This window comes from Streptomyces sp. NBC_00122 (assembly GCF_045160845.1).
GTDB lineage: Bacteria > Actinomycetota > Actinomycetes > Streptomycetales > Streptomycetaceae > Streptomyces.
The window spans coordinates 975185-990919 of sequence record NZ_CP108191.1 but is presented as its reverse complement, the minus strand read 5'-3'; the positions used below and the strand labels follow the sequence as shown (position 1 = coordinate 990919).

12 protein-coding genes are annotated in these 15735 nt (G+C 70.4%); 6 read left to right on the top strand and 6 right to left on the bottom strand.

Annotation, left to right across the window (positions count from 1 at the left end):
* The first annotated feature begins 83 nt into the window (after window positions 1-83).
* Entirely contained in the window at window positions 84-872 is a 789-nt protein-coding gene (locus OG737_RS04710) for a ferritin-like domain-containing protein (RefSeq protein WP_405921212.1), read from the top strand.
* A gap of 20 nt (window positions 873-892) precedes the next feature.
* Here OG737_RS04710 and OG737_RS04705 read toward each other — a convergent pair whose 3' ends face one another.
* Entirely contained in the window at window positions 893-1885 is a 993-nt protein-coding gene (locus tag OG737_RS04705) for a magnesium and cobalt transport protein CorA (RefSeq protein ID WP_328924866.1), read from the bottom strand.
* Between the two features lie 54 nt (window positions 1886-1939).
* On the opposite strand from OG737_RS04705, the gene OG737_RS04700 reads away from it, so the two are divergent.
* The 4 genes from OG737_RS04700 to mshC all read left to right on the top strand — a co-directional run bounded on the left by OG737_RS04700 (window position 1940) and on the right by mshC (window position 5453).
* A complete protein-coding gene (locus OG737_RS04700; protein ID WP_328924865.1) occupies window positions 1940-2644 on the top strand; it encodes a histidine phosphatase family protein in 705 nt (234 codons plus the stop codon).
* Window positions 2645-2716: 72 nt separating this feature from the next.
* Complete coding sequence (locus OG737_RS04695; RefSeq protein WP_362398553.1) at window positions 2717-3307, top strand: DUF3090 domain-containing protein; 591 nt, start codon at window positions 2717-2719, stop codon at window positions 3305-3307.
* On the top strand, window positions 3271-4113 hold the full coding sequence (locus OG737_RS04690) for an SCO1664 family protein (RefSeq protein WP_405922394.1): 843 nt from the start codon (window positions 3271-3273) through the stop codon (window positions 4111-4113). The genes OG737_RS04695 and OG737_RS04690 overlap by 37 nt, the downstream gene beginning before the upstream one ends.
* Before the next feature lie 110 nt (window positions 4114-4223).
* Window positions 4224-5453 carry a cysteine--1-D-myo-inosityl 2-amino-2-deoxy-alpha-D-glucopyranoside ligase gene (gene mshC, locus OG737_RS04685; protein WP_328924863.1) on the top strand — a complete coding sequence of 410 codons (1230 nt, stop codon included), beginning with the start codon at window positions 4224-4226 and terminating at the stop codon, window positions 5451-5453.
* Between the two features lie 184 nt (window positions 5454-5637).
* Here mshC and OG737_RS04680 read toward each other — a convergent pair whose 3' ends face one another.
* From OG737_RS04680 to OG737_RS04660, 5 genes are all read right to left on the bottom strand, one after another.
* Window positions 5638-6681, bottom strand: a complete 1044-nt coding sequence (locus OG737_RS04680; RefSeq protein WP_405680205.1) for a PAC2 family protein — start codon at window positions 6679-6681, stop codon at window positions 5638-5640.
* A 127-nt stretch (window positions 6682-6808) separates the two neighbouring features.
* A complete protein-coding gene (locus tag OG737_RS04675) occupies window positions 6809-8416 on the bottom strand; it encodes a glycerol-3-phosphate dehydrogenase/oxidase (RefSeq protein WP_328924861.1) in 1608 nt (535 codons plus the stop codon).
* A 41-nt stretch (window positions 8417-8457) separates the two neighbouring features.
* Window positions 8458-9984, bottom strand: coding sequence for a glycerol kinase GlpK (gene glpK, locus OG737_RS04670; protein WP_328924860.1), 1527 nt, complete (start codon window positions 9982-9984; stop codon window positions 8458-8460).
* A gap of 77 nt (window positions 9985-10061) precedes the next feature.
* Window positions 10062-10844 carry an MIP/aquaporin family protein gene (locus OG737_RS04665; RefSeq protein ID WP_328924859.1) on the bottom strand — a complete coding sequence of 261 codons (783 nt, stop codon included), beginning with the start codon at window positions 10842-10844 and terminating at the stop codon, window positions 10062-10064.
* 321 nt (window positions 10845-11165) lie between these two features.
* Window positions 11166-11933, bottom strand: a complete 768-nt coding sequence (locus OG737_RS04660) for an IclR family transcriptional regulator (protein WP_328924858.1) — start codon at window positions 11931-11933, stop codon at window positions 11166-11168.
* Between the two features lie 252 nt (window positions 11934-12185).
* Between OG737_RS04660 and metH the strand changes: the two genes are divergently transcribed.
* On the top strand, window positions 12186-15698 hold the full coding sequence (gene metH / locus OG737_RS04655; RefSeq protein ID WP_405921211.1) for a methionine synthase: 3513 nt from the start codon (window positions 12186-12188) through the stop codon (window positions 15696-15698).
* Window positions 15699-15735 lie beyond the last annotated feature (37 nt).

The following is a 15735-nucleotide window of genomic DNA, read 5'->3' as shown; positions in this document are numbered from 1 at the left end:
GGCCATCCCCCTGGTTCGTTCATTCGGACGAGTAGCGCGACCCATCGGTTGCCCGCCCCGGTAACCGGAGTTTGACTCGTTGCATGCTCTCTGCCCGCAGCCTGTTCCAGGAGATCGTCGACAACGACGACGCCTTCCAGCTGTTCTGCTCCATCGCCGCCAGCGGGGAGTCGCAGGGAGGCTGGGAGAACGCCCGGATCGCGGCTCTCGTGCCCGACTCGATGCGCGGGCTGGCACCCAAGATCACCCGGCACGGCGCCGACGAGGACAAGCACGGGCGGATCTTCAACGCGCTGCTCCGCAAGCGCGGGCTGCCGCCCGTTCCCGTACCGCCCGAGACCGACTACACGATGCTGCTGGAGCGGCGCGGGATCGGTCTCGCGCACGAGAAGCTGCGCCGCGAGGAGCCGCTGACCGAGCACGACATCGTCGTCTACCTCGCGCACAGCCGGGTCACCGAACAGCGCGCCGCCGACCAGATGGACATGCTGGTCAGGAACTTCGGCGACCACCCCGAGCTCGGCAAGGCCATCCGCATGATCAGCCGCGACGAGGACAACCACCTCGCCTACTGCCACGAGGAGTTGCTGCGCCTGGTCCGGGCGGGACACGGCCGCACCATCCAGGGGGTGCTGCGGGAGAGCGCGCTCGTCGAGATCGCCGTCTACCGGGACGTGAGCCTCGCCGTCATGGACCACATGGGCCGACTGCTGCGCTGGCCCGCGCCGAAGGCGGCCGTGCTCGCCGCGGGCATCCACGGGATGTACGCGTACGAGCGGTTCAGCCGCTGGCACCGGATGGTCAGCCTCGCCATGCCCGAGCGGCGCGACGCCCTGGGCGGAGCGCCGCTCACCTCGCCCGAGTTCGCGTAGCCCTACTTCCCCGAGGCCGCTTAGAGCCAGCCCCGGCGCTTGAACAAGCGGTGCAGGCCCAGACACGCGCCCGCCATGACCACGATCACCGCCGGATAGCCCCAGGCGTGCCGCAGCTCCGGCATCACGTCGAAGTTCATCCCGTAGATCCCCGCCACCATCGTGGGGACGGCCGCCATCGCCGCCCAGGCCGAGATCTTGCGCATGTCGTCGTTCTGCCGGACTCCCATCTGCGCCAGGTGCGCGGCGAGGGCGTCCGACAGCAGCCGGTCCAGGCCCTCGATGTACTCGTTCGCCTTGGTCAGGTGGTCGGCCACGTCGCGGAAGAACGGCTGGGAGTGGTCGTGGACGAAGGGCACGTTCCCGAAGGCGAGCCGGTTCATCGGCTGCAGCAGCGGGCTCGTCGACCGGCGGAACTCCAGCACCTGCCGCTTGAAGCCGTAGATCCTGGAGGCGGTGTTCTTGGTGTCGGAGGCGTTCGGGGCGAAGACGTCGGCCTCCAGCTCCTCCAGGTCCGCCTGCAGCTCAGCCGCCACCTCGATGTAGTGGTCCACCACCGCGTCGGAGACCGCGTACAGCACCGCCGTGGGGCCGTGCCGCAGTACGTCGGGCTCCTGCTCCAGCCGGCGCCGTACGGCCGTCAGCGGGGCCCCCTCGCCGTGCCGGACGGTGACCACGAAGGAGTCGCCGATGAAGACCATCAGCTCGCCGGCGGTCACCGTGTCGGTGTCGTCGTCGTACATCACCGGTTTGAGGACGACGAACAGCGAATCGTCGTACACCTCCAGCTTCGGGCGCTGGTGCGCGGTCAGCGCGTCCTCCACCGCCAGCGCGTGCAGACCGAACTCGCTCCGGACGTACTCGAATTCCTTCTCCGACGGCTCGTGCATGCCGACCCAGAGGAAGGCGTCACCGGCCGCCCGCGCCTCGTCCAGGGCGTCCGAGAAGTCCTCGGGCCCTTCGGTGCGGCGGCCGTCCCGGTAAATCGCACAGTCCACAATCACGCGGGGCATTCTCCCCTGCCCGCGGCCCGCCCGCACCTGGGCGCCAGAGCATAGGCTGGCGCCATGGCCACGCTGATCCTCGTACGACACGGGCGGTCCACCGCCAACACCGCTGGACTGCTCGCCGGATGGACCCCGGGAGTGGCCCTCGACGAGCGCGGCGCCGAGCAGGCCGCCGCGCTGCCCGGGAGGCTCGTGGGCGTACCGCTCGCCGCGGCCGTCACCAGCCCGCTCCAGCGCTGCCGGGAGACGCTCGCACCGCTGCTGGCCGCCCGGCCGGACCTGGAGGTGCACACCGACGAGCGGATCGGCGAGTGCCACTACGGCGACTGGTCGGGCCGCAAACTCTCCGAACTCGCCGAAGAGCCCCTGATGAAGATCGTCCAGCAGCACCCGTCCGCGGCCGCCTTCCCCGGCGGCGAGTCCATGCGCGCCATGCAGGCGCGCGCCGTGGAGGCCGTACGGGACTGGAACACGCGGATCGAGGAGGAGCACGGGAGCGACGCCGTCTTCCTGATGTGCTCCCACGGCGACATCATCAAGTCCCTTGTCGCCGACGCCCTGGGCATGCACCTGGACCTCTTCCAGCGCATCCACGTCGACCCCTGCTCCGTGACCGCCGTCCGCTACACGCCCACGCGGCCGTTCGTGTTCCGGCTGGGCGACACCGGGGACTTCGGCGCGCTCGTGCCGCGCTCCGAGACGCCGGACAAAGCAGTGGAAGACGGCGGGAACGCGGTCGTGGGAGGCGGCGCGGGCGCGGCGTGATCGAACGGCGCAGTAGGGTGGATGGGCCCGCACACGCGCAGCTTTGCCCTGCGCCGAGACTTGGAGACGGACGTGCCCCGTCAGGTGTTCCTCTACGACCCCCCGGACCGCTTCGTGGCCGGCACGGTCGGTCTGCCGGGACGCCGTACGTTCTTCCTGCAGGCCTCATCCGGCCCCCGCGTCACCAGCGTCTCCCTGGAGAAGACCCAGGTCGCGGCGCTGGCGGAGCGCATGGACGAGCTGCTGGACGAGGTCGTACGGCGCACCGGCGGCAACGCCCCGGTCCCGGCCGTCGCCCCCGCCGAGGCCGCCGACACCGCGCCGCTGGACGTCCCCGTCGACGAGGAGTTCCGCGTCGGCACCATGGCGCTGGCCTGGGACGGCGAGGAGCAGCGCATGATCGTCGAGGCGCAGGCCCTCGTGGAACTCGAAGCCGAGTCGGACGAGGATCTCGCCGAGGCGGAGGAGCGGCTGCTCCAGGACGAGGAGAACGGCCCGCCGATGCTGCGGGTCCGCCTCACCGGCGCCCAGGCCCGGGCCTTCGCCAAGCGGGCCCTGGACGTGGTCAACGCGGGCCGCCCGCCGTGCCCGCTGTGCAGTCTGCCACTGGACCCGGAGGGGCACGTCTGCCCGCGCCAGAACGGCTACCGGCGCCAGGTGTGACCGCCACGGGGGAGATCGAGGAGCTGCTCGCCAAGGGCGAGCTGACCGTCGTCGGCCGGATCAGGGAGGCGTCCAACGCCGTCCTGCTGTGCACCGTCACGTACGAGGGCGTGAGCGCCGACTGCGTGTACAAGCCGGTCAAGGGCGAGCGCCCGCTCTGGGACTTCCCCGACGGGAACCTCGCCCAGCGCGAGGTCGCCGCCTACCTGGTCTCCGAGGCCACCGGCTGGGGCCTGGTGCCCGCCACCGTGCTCCGCGACGGGCCGTACGGCGAGGGCATGGTCCAGCGGTGGATCGAGACCCCGGAGGGTGAGGCGCCCGGCGCCGAGCTGCTCGGGCTCGTCCAGGGCGAGGAGGCGGCGGAGGGCTGGAAGGCCGTCGCCCTCGCCGACATCGGCGAAGGCCGCACCGCCCTGCTGGTGCACGCCGACGACCCGCGGCTGCGCCGGCTCGCCGTCCTCGACGCAGTGATCAACAACGGCGACCGCAAGGGCGGCCACCTGCTGCCCGCACCCGACGGCCGCCTCTACGGCATCGACCACGGCGTGACCTTCCACGCTGAGGACAAACTGCGCACCCTCCTGTGGGGCTGGGCCGGGGAGCCGCTGACGGACGAGGCACGCGAGATACTTGCCTCGCTGGCCGCCGAGCTGGCCGAAGGAGCCCCGCTCGCCACCCGGCTGGCCGAACTGATCACCGCGGTCGAGCTGGCCGCCGTACGGGGCCGGGTGGCGGAGCTGCTGCGCACCGGGATCCATCCGGAGCCGTCCGGGCAGTGGCCGTCGATCCCCTGGCCGCCGGTGTGAACAGGCCACACGCCGCACGCACAGATCCGGCCAGACCGCAAGAGTGCCGATCAAGACAACAGTGCGGGTCCGGTTCGTTTCCGGAACATCCGTCCGGTTAGGCTCGACGCATGCATGCCTGGCCCGCTTCCGAGGTCCCCGCCCTTCCTGGCAAGGGCCGCGACCTCAAGATCCACGACACCGCGACCCAGGGGACGATCACCCTCGCCCCCGGTCCCGTCGCCCGTATCTACGTCTGCGGCATCACCCCGTACGACGCGACCCACATCGGTCACGCGGCGACCTACAACGCGTTCGACCTCGTACAGCGCGTGTGGCTCGACACCAAGCGGCAGGTCCACTACGTCCAGAACGTCACGGACGTGGACGACCCGCTCCTGGAGCGGGCGCTGCGCGACGGACACGACTGGACCGAGCTCGCCGAACGCGAGACGGCCCTCTTCCGTGAGGACATGACCGCCCTGCGCATGCTGCCGCCGCAGCACTACATCGGAGCCGTCGAGGCCATACCCGGCATCGTGCCGCTGGTCGAGCGGCTGCGGGACGCGGGCGCGGCCTACGAGCTGGAGGGCGACGTCTACTTCTCGGTCGAGGCCGACCCGCACTTCGGCGCGGTCTCGAACCTCGACGCCGCCGCGATGCGGCTGCTCTCGGCGGAGCGGGGCGGCGACCCCGACCGGCCCGGCAAGAAGAACCCGCTGGACCCGATGCTGTGGATGGCCGCGCGTCCGGGCGAGCCGAGCTGGGACGGCGGCTCGCTGGGCCGCGGCCGGCCGGGCTGGCACATCGAGTGCGTGGCGATCGCCCTCGACCACCTGGGCATGGGCTTCGACATCCAGGGCGGCGGCTCCGACCTGGCGTTCCCGCACCACGAGATGGGCGCCTCGCACGCGCAGGCGCTGACCGGCGAGTTCCCGATGGCCAAGGCGTACGTACACGCGGGCATGGTCGCCCTGCACGGCGAGAAGATGTCGAAATCGAAGGGCAACCTCGTCTTCGTCTCGGCGCTGCGGCGGGCCGGGGTCGACCCGGCGGCGATCCGCCTGGCCCTGCTGTCGCACCACTACCGCGCCGACTGGGAGTGGACGGACGCGGTGCTCGCGGACGCGGTGGCCCGCCTGGAGCGCTGGCGCGCGGCCGTGTCGCGGCCGGACGGGCTGCCGGCGGACGCCCTGGTCGAGGAGGTCCGCGAGGCCCTGTCGAACGACCTGGACGCCCCTGCCGCGCTGGCGGCGGTGGACCGCTGGGTGGACGCGCAGAACGCCTCCGACGGCGACGACGAGTCGGCCCCCGGCCTGGTCTCCCGCACGGTCGACGCCCTCCTGGGCGTGGCCCTGTAACCCCGCACCTCAAACGCCGGCGGGGCTGGAGGATCCAGCCCCGCCGGCGTTTGAGGCGACGGGCGCGCAGCGCCCGTACGGGGTCAGGGGCGGAGCCCCGGGAAACGGAGAAAGGGCGGGGCGGGGAGCAGCTCCGCGCAGCGGCCCCGCACCCCGCCCCGCCCTCCGGCCGACTAGGCCACGACTAGGCCTGCGGGGGCTCAGGTGCCTCCGGGGCCTCCGGGGGGCCCTGAGCCTCCGGGGCGTCGTCCCCGGGATCTCCCGGCTCCGGCGGAGCCGCCGGCGGCTCCTCGGCAGCGGAGTCCTTCCGCTTCGGCGGACGCGTCAGACCGCTCGACGTGTCCCGCAGGTACGAGCCGTCACCCGGCTCCGCCGCCGGGCCCGCCGCGGGATCACGGCGCCGCAAGTACCGCTCGAACTCCCGCGCGATGGCGTCGCCCGACGCCTCCGGCAGATCGGCGGTGTCCCGGGCCTCCTCCAGCGTCTGGACGTACTCCGCCACCTCGCTGTCCTCGGCGGCCAGTTGGTCCACGCCCAGCTGCCACGCCCGTGCGTCCTCCGGGAGTTCGCCCAGCGGGATCCGGATGTCGATCAGATCCTCCAGCCGGTTCAGCAGCGCCAGCGTCGCCTTCGGGTTCGGCGGCTGCGACACGTAGTGCGGCACCGCCGCCCACAGCGACACCGCCGGGACGCCCGCGTGCGTACAGGCCTCCTGGAGCACGCCCACGATCCCGGTCGGGCCCTCGTACTTGGTCTCCTCCAGGTCCATCGTCCGCGCCAGGTCCGCGTCCGAGGTGACCCCGCTCACCGGCACCGGCCGGGTGTGCGGCGTGTCCCCGAGCAGCGCACCGAGGACGACCACCATCTCGACGCCGAGCTCGTGCGCGAAGCCGAGGATCTCGTTGCAGAACGACCGCCACCGCATGGACGGTTCGATCCCGCGCACCAGCACCAGGTCCCGCGGCTTGGCGCCGCCGATCCGGACCACGGACAGCCGCGTCGTCGGCCAGGTGATCTTCCGTACCCCGTTGTCCAGCCACACCGTCGGCCGGTTGACCTGGAAGTCGTAGTAGTCCTCGGCGTCGAGCGCCGCGAACACCTCGCCCTTCCACTCCCGGTCCAGGTGTGCGACCGCACCGGAGGCCGCGTCACCCGCGTCGTTCCAGCCCTCGAACGCGGCCACCATGACCGGGTCGATCAGCTCGGGCACGCCCTCAAGCTCGATCACCCAGGTCTCCTTCCGAAGTTCCCTTGCGTACACGGGTCAGCCTAAGCCTTGAAGGGACGTCGGCCACAGCCCACGACAGAGGGGCGGTTCCCCTCGGAACCGCCCCTCTTCCCCACCTGCGTGAGCGCTATGCCTTGCGGCTCAGCATCTCCTGGACCCGGGCCCGTACGGCCTCGTCGTCCAGACCGCGGACCGTCACCGTCGTGCGGCGGCGCAGCACGTCGTCGACCGTCTCGGCCCACTCGTTGTCACGGGCGTAGGCGACCTGCGCCCAGATCTCCGGACCGTCCGGGTGGATGCGCTCGGCCAGCGCCGGGTCCTCGTTGGCTATCCGCGCGATGTCGAAGGCGAGCGAGCCGTAGTGCGAGGCCAGGTGGCGCGCGGTCAGCGGGTCCATCCGCGTGCCGGGCTCGCGGTCCACCAGCAGGCGGTGCGCGACGGCGTTCGGGTTGGCGACACCGGGCAGCGCGATCCGGCGCACCAGCGACTTCACCGGCTCCATGTCATCGGTCAGCGGGCTGCCCGGGAGCTTCGCCAGCTTGTCCATGACCACGCGGCCGATGTGGCGGTACGTCGTCCACTTGCCGCCGGCCACCGACAGCATGCCGCCGGCGCCCTCGGAGACGACCGTCTCGCGCTTGGCCTTCTCGACGCCGCCGGGGCCGCCGGGCAGCACGCGCAGACCCGCGAAGGCGTACGTCATCAGCGAGCGGTCCAGGTCCGCGTCCTTCACGGAGAAGGCCGCCTCGTCCAGGATCTGCTGGATGTCGGACTCGGTGGCGCGCACGTCCGCCGGGTCGCCCTCGTACACCTCGTCGGTGGTACCGAGGAGGAGCTGGTCCTCCCACGGAAGGGCGAAGGTGATGCGGTACTTGTCGATCGGGGTGGCCATGGCGGCCTTCCACGGCGACTTGCGCTTCATGACGATGTGGGCGCCCTTGGAGAGGCGGATCGACGGCATCGAGTGCTTGTCTTCCATGCGCCGCAGGTGGTCCACCCACGGGCCGGTGGCGTTGAGCACGACGCGCGCGTCGACACCGAACTCGGTGCCGTCGAGGCGGTCCTTGAGCTCGGCACCGCTCACCCGGCCGCGCGTCATGCGCAGGCCGGTGACCTCGGCGTGGTTGAGGACGACCGCGCCCGACTCGACGGCCGCGCGGACCGTCATGACGGCGACCCGGGAGTCGTTCATCTGGTGGTCGTAGTAGACCGCGACGGCCTTGAGGTTGTCCGTCTTCAGGCCGGGGTTGTCGGCGGCGGCACGGGCAGGGGAGATGACCTTGCCCATGCCGTCGCCGAAGGCCGAGAGGGCGGAGTAGGCGAAGACGCCCGCGCCCAGCTTGGCCGCACCCACCGGACCGCCCTTGTAGACCGGCAGGTAGAAGGTGAGCGGGTTGACCAGGTGCGGGGCCACGTCCTTGGCCAGCACCCGGCGCTCGTGGTGGTTCTCGGCCACCAGCTTGACCGCGCCGGTCTGCAGGTAGCGCAGGCCGCCGTGGACGAGCTTGGAGGAGGCGGAGGAGGTGGCGCCGGCGAAGTCGCCGGCGTCCACCATGGCGACCCGCAGACCCGACTGCGCGGCGTGCCAGGCCACCGAGGTGCCCAGGATTCCACCGCCGATGACCAGCAGGTCGTACGTGGCCTTCGCCAGCTGCTCACGGGTCTCGGCGCGGCTCGCGTTCGAACCGGCGGTCGGGTGCGTGCCCAGTGCGGTCACGCTCTGCAGGCTGCTCATATCTCTCTTAGCTCCTCGTCGATAGCGTCAGCTGAGTGAGGTCAGCTGGCGTCTTCGTCGTCGACCCAGCCCATGGACCGCTCGACGGCCTTGAGCCAGCTCTTGTACTCGCGGTCCCGCTGCTCGGCGGGCATCCGCGGGGTCCACTCCGCCGCGCGGCGCCAGTTGGCGCGCAGGGCGTCGGTGTCGGGCCAGAAGCCGACGGCCAGGCCGGCGGCGTAGGCGGCGCCGAGGCAGGTGGTCTCGGCGACCATCGGGCGCACCACGGGGGCGTCCAGGAAGTCCGAGAGCGTCTGCATCAGCAGGTTGTTGGAGGTCATGCCGCCGTCGACCTTGAGGGCGGCGAGCTCGACGCCCGAGTCCTTGGTCATGGCGTCGGTGATCTCACGGGTCTGCCAGGCGGTGGCCTCCAGGACGGCACGGGCGATGTGCGCCTTGGTGACGTACCGGGTGAGGCCGGCGATCACACCGCGGGCGTCGGAGCGCCAGTACGGGGCGAACAGGCCGGAGAAGGCGGGCACGAAGTAGGCGCCGCCGTTGTCCTCGACCGAGGAGGCAAGGGTCTCGATCTCGGCCGCGGACTTGATCAGGCCCATCTGGTCGCGCATCCACTGGACGAGCGAGCCGGTGACGGCGATGGAGCCCTCCAGCGCGTAGACCGGCTTCTGGTCGCCGATCTGGTAGCCGACCGTGGTCAGCAGGCCGCTGTAGGAGTTGATGATCTTGTCGCCGGTGTTCATCAGCATGAACGTTCCGGTGCCGTACGTGGACTTCGCCTCGCCCTCGGCGAAACACGTCTGGCCGAACAGCGCGGCCTGCTGGTCACCGAGCGCCGAGGCGACCGGAACGCCGGCGAGGACGCCGTCCTTGACGTGGCCGTAGACCTCGGCGGAGGACTTGATCTCCGGGAGGACGTTGAGCGGGACGCCCATGGACTCGGCGATCTTCTCGTCCCAGGCCCGGGTGTGCAGGTTCATCAGCATGGTGCGCGAGGCGTTGGTGACGTCGGTGACGTGCACGCCGCCCTGGGTGCCGCCCGTGAGGTTCCAGATGACCCACGAGTCCATGGTGCCGAAGAGGATGTCGCCGGCCTCGGCGCGCTCACGCAGACCCTCGACGTTGTCGAGCAGCCAGCGGACCTTCGGGCCCGCGAAGTAGCTCGCCAGCGGCAGGCCGGTCTCGCGGCGGAAGCGGTCCTGGCCGACGTTGCGGCCGAGCTCCTTGCACAGGGCGTCGGTGCGGGTGTCCTGCCAGACCAGCGCGTTGTGCACCGGCTCGCCGGTGTTCCTGTCCCACAGGACGGTGGTCTCGCGCTGGTTGGTGATACCGACGGCCTTGACGTCGGCCGCGGTGATCTCGGCCTTGGCGATGGCGCCGGCGACGACCTCCTGGACGTTGGTCCAGATCTCGGTGGCGTCGTGCTCGACCCAGCCCGGCTTCGGGAAGATCTGCTCGTGCTCCTTCTGGTCGACGGCGACGATGCGGCCGTCGCGGTCGAAGACGATGCAGCGGGAGGAGGTGGTGCCCTGGTCGATCGCGGCGATGAAGGGGCCGGTGCTGCTGGTCATGTGGCTGCTCCTGGCAGGTCTATGAGTAGGCGGAATCAGGATGCGGTGCGGATCTTACGAGCGCGGGCCGAAACTGATCAGGCGAACGCGATGTTGTACAGACCACCGGCTATGGCGGCACCGACGAGCGGGCCGACGACCGGGATCCAGGAGTACCCCCAGTCCGAGCCGCCCTTGTGCGGCAGCGGGAGCAGGGCGTGCACGATGCGCGGACCGAGGTCGCGGACCGGGTTGATGGCGTAGCCGGTCGGCCCGCCGAGCGAGAGGCCGATGCCGACGACGACGAAGGAGGTGATCAGGACGCCGATGACGCCGAGGCCCTTGCCGCCGTCCTGGAGTCCCTGGGTCAGGATCGCCAGGACCAGGACGAAGGTGCCGATGATCTCGGTCGTGAGGTTCTGGACGACGTTGCGGATCTCGGGGCCGGTGGAGAAGACGCCGAGCACCGGACCGGCCTGGTCGTGCGGGTGCGGGTCCTCCGGGCCGAGCTTGGCGTCACGGATGTGCTCCGGGTCCGAGAGGTGCACCCGGAACTGGCCGTAGTACGTGATCCACATCAGCACCGCGCCGAGCATGGCGCCGAGGAGCTGTCCGGCGAAGTAGACCGGAGTGTCGCTCCAGTCGCCGTTCTTGATGGCCAGGCCGACGGTGACCGCCGGGTTGAGGTGCGCACCGGAGAGCGGGGCGGACACGTAGGCGGCGATCAGAACGGCGAAACCCCAGCCGAAGGTGATCGCGAGCCAGCCCGCGTTGCGTGCCTTGGAGCTCTTGAGCGTGACGGCGGCGCAGACGCCACCGCCGAGCAGCGTGAGCAGGGCGGTACCGATGGTCTCGCCGATGAAGATGTCGGAGGTGGACACCCGCGACTCCTTTGCCTTGCAGGGGTGGGCGGACACCGGGTCCCGTCCGGCGGTCCGCGCACTCGGTGAGTGCTTCACCGGTCCTTGGCCTTGCCACACCCTAACGCGTATTGCCGGTAGGTGTTCGACAATGCCGACCGATGAACGGCAGTTTTCCGCCTTGGCCAATAACGCGTCAAGGGTCGACCAGGTCAAAGAACCGGATCGTTACCACTCGACACGATCGGCCAAATCAAGCCAACGGATGATCAGAAAACGACAAAATCCACCCAAATGCCACAGGTGGTGGCCGTTGGGTGGATTGATCGGGTCAGGTCAAGCTCAGAACCGGCCCGCTCCGAGGTCGCGTGAAACCGACCTCGCGCAGTCCCGTACGGAGGCCACCAGGGACGCCCTGGGCTCCCCGGACTCCCCGCAGACGCGCTCCACGGCCCCCGCGACGGCCACCGCGCCGACGGGCATCCTGCGCCGGTCGTGGATGGGCGCGGCCACCGACGCGATGCCCTCCCAGGTCTCCTCGACGTCGGAGGCCCAGCCGCGTGCCCGGGTCAGGTCCAGGATCTCCTCGAAGCCAGCGCCGTCGATGACCGTACGGGGGGTGAACGCCTCCCGCTCCACCTCCAGCACCTGGGTGTGCGCGACGGGGTCGTATGCCGACAGCACCTTGCCCAGGGCCGTGGAGTGCAGCGGCTGCATGGCCCCGACCTCCAGCACCTGACGGCTGTCGTCGGGCCGGAACACGTGGTGCATGATCAGCACCCCGCTCTGGTGCAGCACCCCCACGTACACGCTCTCGCCGCTCGCCCGGGCCAGGTCGTCCGTCCAGACCAGGGCGCGGGCGCGCAGCTCGTGCACGTCCAGGTAGCTGTTGCCCAGGCGCAGCAGCTCCGCGCCCAGCTGGTAGCGGCCGGACGCGGGGTCCTGCTCCACGAACCCCTCGGCCTGCAGGGTGCGCAGGATCCCGTGCGCGGTGCCCTTGGCCAGGCCGAGGGAGGAGGCCACGTCCGAGAGACCCAGACGGCGCTCCCCGCCCGCCAGGAGTCGCAGCATCGCAGCGGCTCGTTCGAGCGACTGGATGTTCCGTGCCATGGCGCAGCCTCCTGCTGACGTAGTTCGACAATGCTGAACACTATCGGCCGATGCCGACCTCGTGCATGCCTGGGCGTTCTCCGGGGTGCCGCGGAAGGGTGTAACCCGTGCGGACCCCCCGCGCACAGAATGCAGTCCGCCACGTGGGACAGCCTCACCGGGTCCGGGGCCACGCGGTTACTCTGGCCGCGTGCGCCCCTGACACAGCGGGGGTGCAAAGCCGACAGCCGTCGCATCCCAGGGAGCTCAACCATGGCCTCGTTGCCGAACCCGCCCGCAGACACCCAGACCCGGGCCGATGCCCTCCGACAGGCGCTGGCCACCCGGGTGGTCGTCGCCGACGGAGCCATGGGGACGATGCTCCAGGCGCAGGACCCCACGATGGAGGACTTCCAGCAGCTGGAGGGCTGCAACGAGGTCCTCAACGTCACCCGCCCCGACATCGTGCGCACCGTGCACGAGGCGTACTTCTCGGTGGGCGTGGACTGCGTCGAGACCAACACCTTCGGCGCGAACTTCGCGGCGCTCGCCGAGTACGACATCGCGGAGCGGGTGCACGAGCTGTCGGAGTCCGGTGCCCGCATCGCCCGTGAGGTCGCCGACGAGTTCACCGCCTCCACCGGGCAGCAGCGCTGGGTCCTCGGCTCGATGGGCCCGGGCACCAAGCTGCCCACCCTCGGCCACATCACCTACGCGAAGATCCGCGACGCCTACCAGATCAACGCCGAGGGCCTGCTCTCCGGCGGCGCCGACGCGCTGCTCGTGGAAACCACCCAGGACCTCCTGCAGACCAAGTCCTCCATCATCGGCGCCCGCCGCGCCATGGAGGCGCTCGGTGTCACCGTCCCGCTGATCTGTTCGGTGACCGTGGAGACGACCGGCACGATGCTGCTGGGTTCGGAGATCGGTGCGGCGCTGACGGCGCTGGAGCCGCTGGGCATCGACATGATCGGCCTGAACTGCGCCACGGGCCCCGCGGAGATGAGCGAGCACCTGCGCTATCTGGCGCGCAACGCCCGTATCCCGCTCTCCTGCATGCCGAACGCCGGGCTGCCCGTCCTGACCAAGGACGGCGCGCACTACCCGCTGACCGCCCCCGAGCTCGCTGACGCGCAGGAGACCTTCGTCCGTGAGTACGGGCTGTCGCTGGTGGGTGGCTGCTGCGGTACGACGCCGGAGCACTTGCGGCAGGTGGTGGAGCGGGTGCGGGGTGCGGCTGTCACCGGGCGGAAGCCGCAGCCGGAGCCGGGTGCGGCTTCGCTGTACCAGACGGTGCCGTTCCGGCAGGACACCTCGTACATGGCGATCGGGGAGCGGACGAACGCGAACGGGTCGAAGAAGTTCCGTGAGGCGATGCTGGAGGCCCGTTGGGACGACTGTGTGGAGATGGCGCGGGACCAGATCCGTGAGGGTGCGCACATGCTCGACCTGTGCGTGGACTACGTGGGCCGTGACGGCGTCGCGGACATGGAGGAGCTGGCCGGGCGGTTCGCGACGGCTTCGACGCTGCCGATCGTGCTGGACTCGACGGAGGTTCCCGTCATCCGGGCGGGCCTGGAGAAGCTGGGCGGCCGGGCGGTCATCAACTCCGTGAACTACGAGGACGGTGACGGTCCCGAGTCCCGGTTCGCGAAGGTCACCCGGCTGGCGCAGGAGCACGGCGCGGCGCTGATCGCGCTGACCATCGATGAGGAGGGCCAGGCCCGTACCGCCGAGCACAAGGTCGCCATCGCCGAGCGGCTGATCGACGATCTGACGGGGAACTGGGGGATCCGGGAATCGGACATCCTCATCGACACCCTGACCTTCACGATCTGCACCGGACAGGAGGAGTCTCGTAAGGACGGCATCGCGACGATCGAGGCGATCCGCGAGCTGAAGCGCCGGCATCCGGACGTGCAGACGACGCTGGGCCTCTCGAACATCTCCTTCGGCCTGAACCCGGCCGCGCGGGTGCTGCTGAACTCGGTGTTCCTGGACGAGTGCGTCAAGGCCGGCCTGGACTCGGCGATCGTCCACGCGTCGAAGATCCTGCCGATCGCCCGCTTCGAGGAGGAGCAGGTCACGGTCGCTCTGGATCTCATCTACGACCGGCGGGCCGAGGGCTACGACCCCCTGCAGAAGCTGATGGCCCTCTTCGAGGGCGTCAACATGAAGTCGTTGAAGGACGGGCGGGCGGAGGAGCTCCTCGCGCTGCCGCTGGACGAGCGTCTGCAGCGGCGCATCATCGACGGCGAGAAGAACGGCCTGGAGGCCGACCTCGACGAGGCCCTGCGGACCCGTCCCGCCCTGGACATCGTCAACGACACCCTCCTGGAGGGGATGAAGGTCGTCGGCGAGCTCTTCGGCTCCGGCCAGATGCAGCTGCCCTTCGTGCTCCAGTCCGCGGAGGTCATGAAGACCGCGGTGGCCTACCTGGAGCCGCACATGGAGAAGACCGATGACGACGGCAAGGGCACGATCGTGCTGGCCACCGTCCGCGGTGACGTCCACGACATCGGCAAGAACCTCGTCGACATCATCCTGACCAACAACGGCTACAACGTCGTCAACATCGGCATCAAGCAGCCGGTCTCGGCGATCCTGGAGGCCGCGGCCGAGCACAAGGCCGACGTGATCGGGATGTCCGGGCTCCTGGTGAAGTCGACGGTCATCATGAAGGAGAACCTTCAGGAGCTGAACCAGCGCAAGCTGGCCGCCGACTACCCGGTGATCCTCGGCGGCGCCGCGCTGACCCGCGCCTACGTCGAACAGGACCTCCACGAGATCTACGAGGGCGAAGTCCGCTACGCCCGCGACGCCTTCGAAGGCCTGCGCCTGATGGACGCCCTCATCGCCGTGAAGCGCGGTGTCCCCGGCGCCACCCTCCCCGAGCTCAAGCAGCGCCGGGTCGCCAAGAGGGACACCCCCGTCCTGCAGGTCGAGGAGCAGGAGGAGCCGGGCGGCCGCTCGGACGTGGCCGTCGACAACCCGGTCCCTGCCCCGCCGTTCTGGGGCACCCGCGTGGTCAAGGGCATCCCGCTCAAGGACTACGCCTCCTGGCTGGACGAGGGCGCCCTGTTCAAGGGCCAGTGGGGCCTCAAGCAGGCCCGCGCCGGCGGGGCCACGTACGAGGAGCTCGTCGAGAGCGAGGGTCGTCCGCGCCTGCGCGGCCTCCTGGACAAGCTGCACACGGAGAACCTGCTGGAAGCGGCGGTCGTCTACGGCTACTTCCCCTGCGTCTCCAAGGGCGAGGACCTGATCATCCTCGACGACGAGGGCAACGAGCGGACCCGCTTCACCTTCCCGCGTCAGCGTCGCGGCCGCCGCCTGTGCCTCGCCGACTTCTTCCGCCCCGAGGAATCCGGCGAGACCGACGTCGTCGGCCTCCAGGTCGTCACCGTCGGCTCGAAGATCGGCGAGGCCACCGCCAAGCTCTTCGAGTCGGACTCCTACCGCGAGTACCTGGAGCTGCACGGCCTGTCCGTCCAGCTCGCCGAGGCCATGGCCGAGTACTGGCACGCCCGCGTCCGCGCCGAACTCGGCTTCGGCGGCGAGGACCCGGACAAGGTCGAGGACATGTTCGACCTCAAGTACCGCGGGGCCCGCTTCTCCCTCGGCTACGGGGCCTGCCCCGACCTGGAGGACCGCGCCAAGATCGCCGACCTCCTCCAGCCGGAGCGGATCGGCGTCCACCTCTCGGAGGAGTTCCAGCTCCACCCCGAGCAGTCCACCGACGCCATCGTGATTCACCACCCCGAAGCGAAGTATTTCAACGCACGCTGAGGCGGACCGGCGTACACTGGTCGGTCCCATACAGGCC

What these genes read in the sequence shown, in the direction of transcription:
- OG737_RS04710 (WP_405921212.1), top strand. Translation starts at nt 84, where the DNA reads ATGCTCTCTGCCCGCAGCCTGTTCCAGGAGATCGTCGACAACGACGAC.
- glpK (WP_328924860.1), bottom strand. Translation starts at nt 9,984, where the DNA reads ATGACCAGCAGCACCGGCCCCTTCATCGCCGCGATCGACCAGGGCACC.
- OG737_RS04675 (WP_328924861.1), bottom strand. Translation starts at nt 8,416, where the DNA reads ATGAGCAGCCTGCAGAGCGTGACCGCACTGGGCACGCACCCGACCGCC.
- OG737_RS04700 (WP_328924865.1), top strand. Translation starts at nt 1,940, where the DNA reads ATGGCCACGCTGATCCTCGTACGACACGGGCGGTCCACCGCCAACACC.
- OG737_RS04660 (WP_328924858.1), bottom strand. Translation starts at nt 11,933, where the DNA reads ATGGCACGGAACATCCAGTCGCTCGAACGAGCCGCTGCGATGCTGCGA.
- mshC (WP_328924863.1), top strand. Translation starts at nt 4,224, where the DNA reads ATGCATGCCTGGCCCGCTTCCGAGGTCCCCGCCCTTCCTGGCAAGGGC.
- metH (WP_405921211.1), top strand. Translation starts at nt 12,186, where the DNA reads ATGGCCTCGTTGCCGAACCCGCCCGCAGACACCCAGACCCGGGCCGAT.
- OG737_RS04705 (WP_328924866.1), bottom strand. Translation starts at nt 1,885, where the DNA reads ATGCCCCGCGTGATTGTGGACTGTGCGATTTACCGGGACGGCCGCCGC.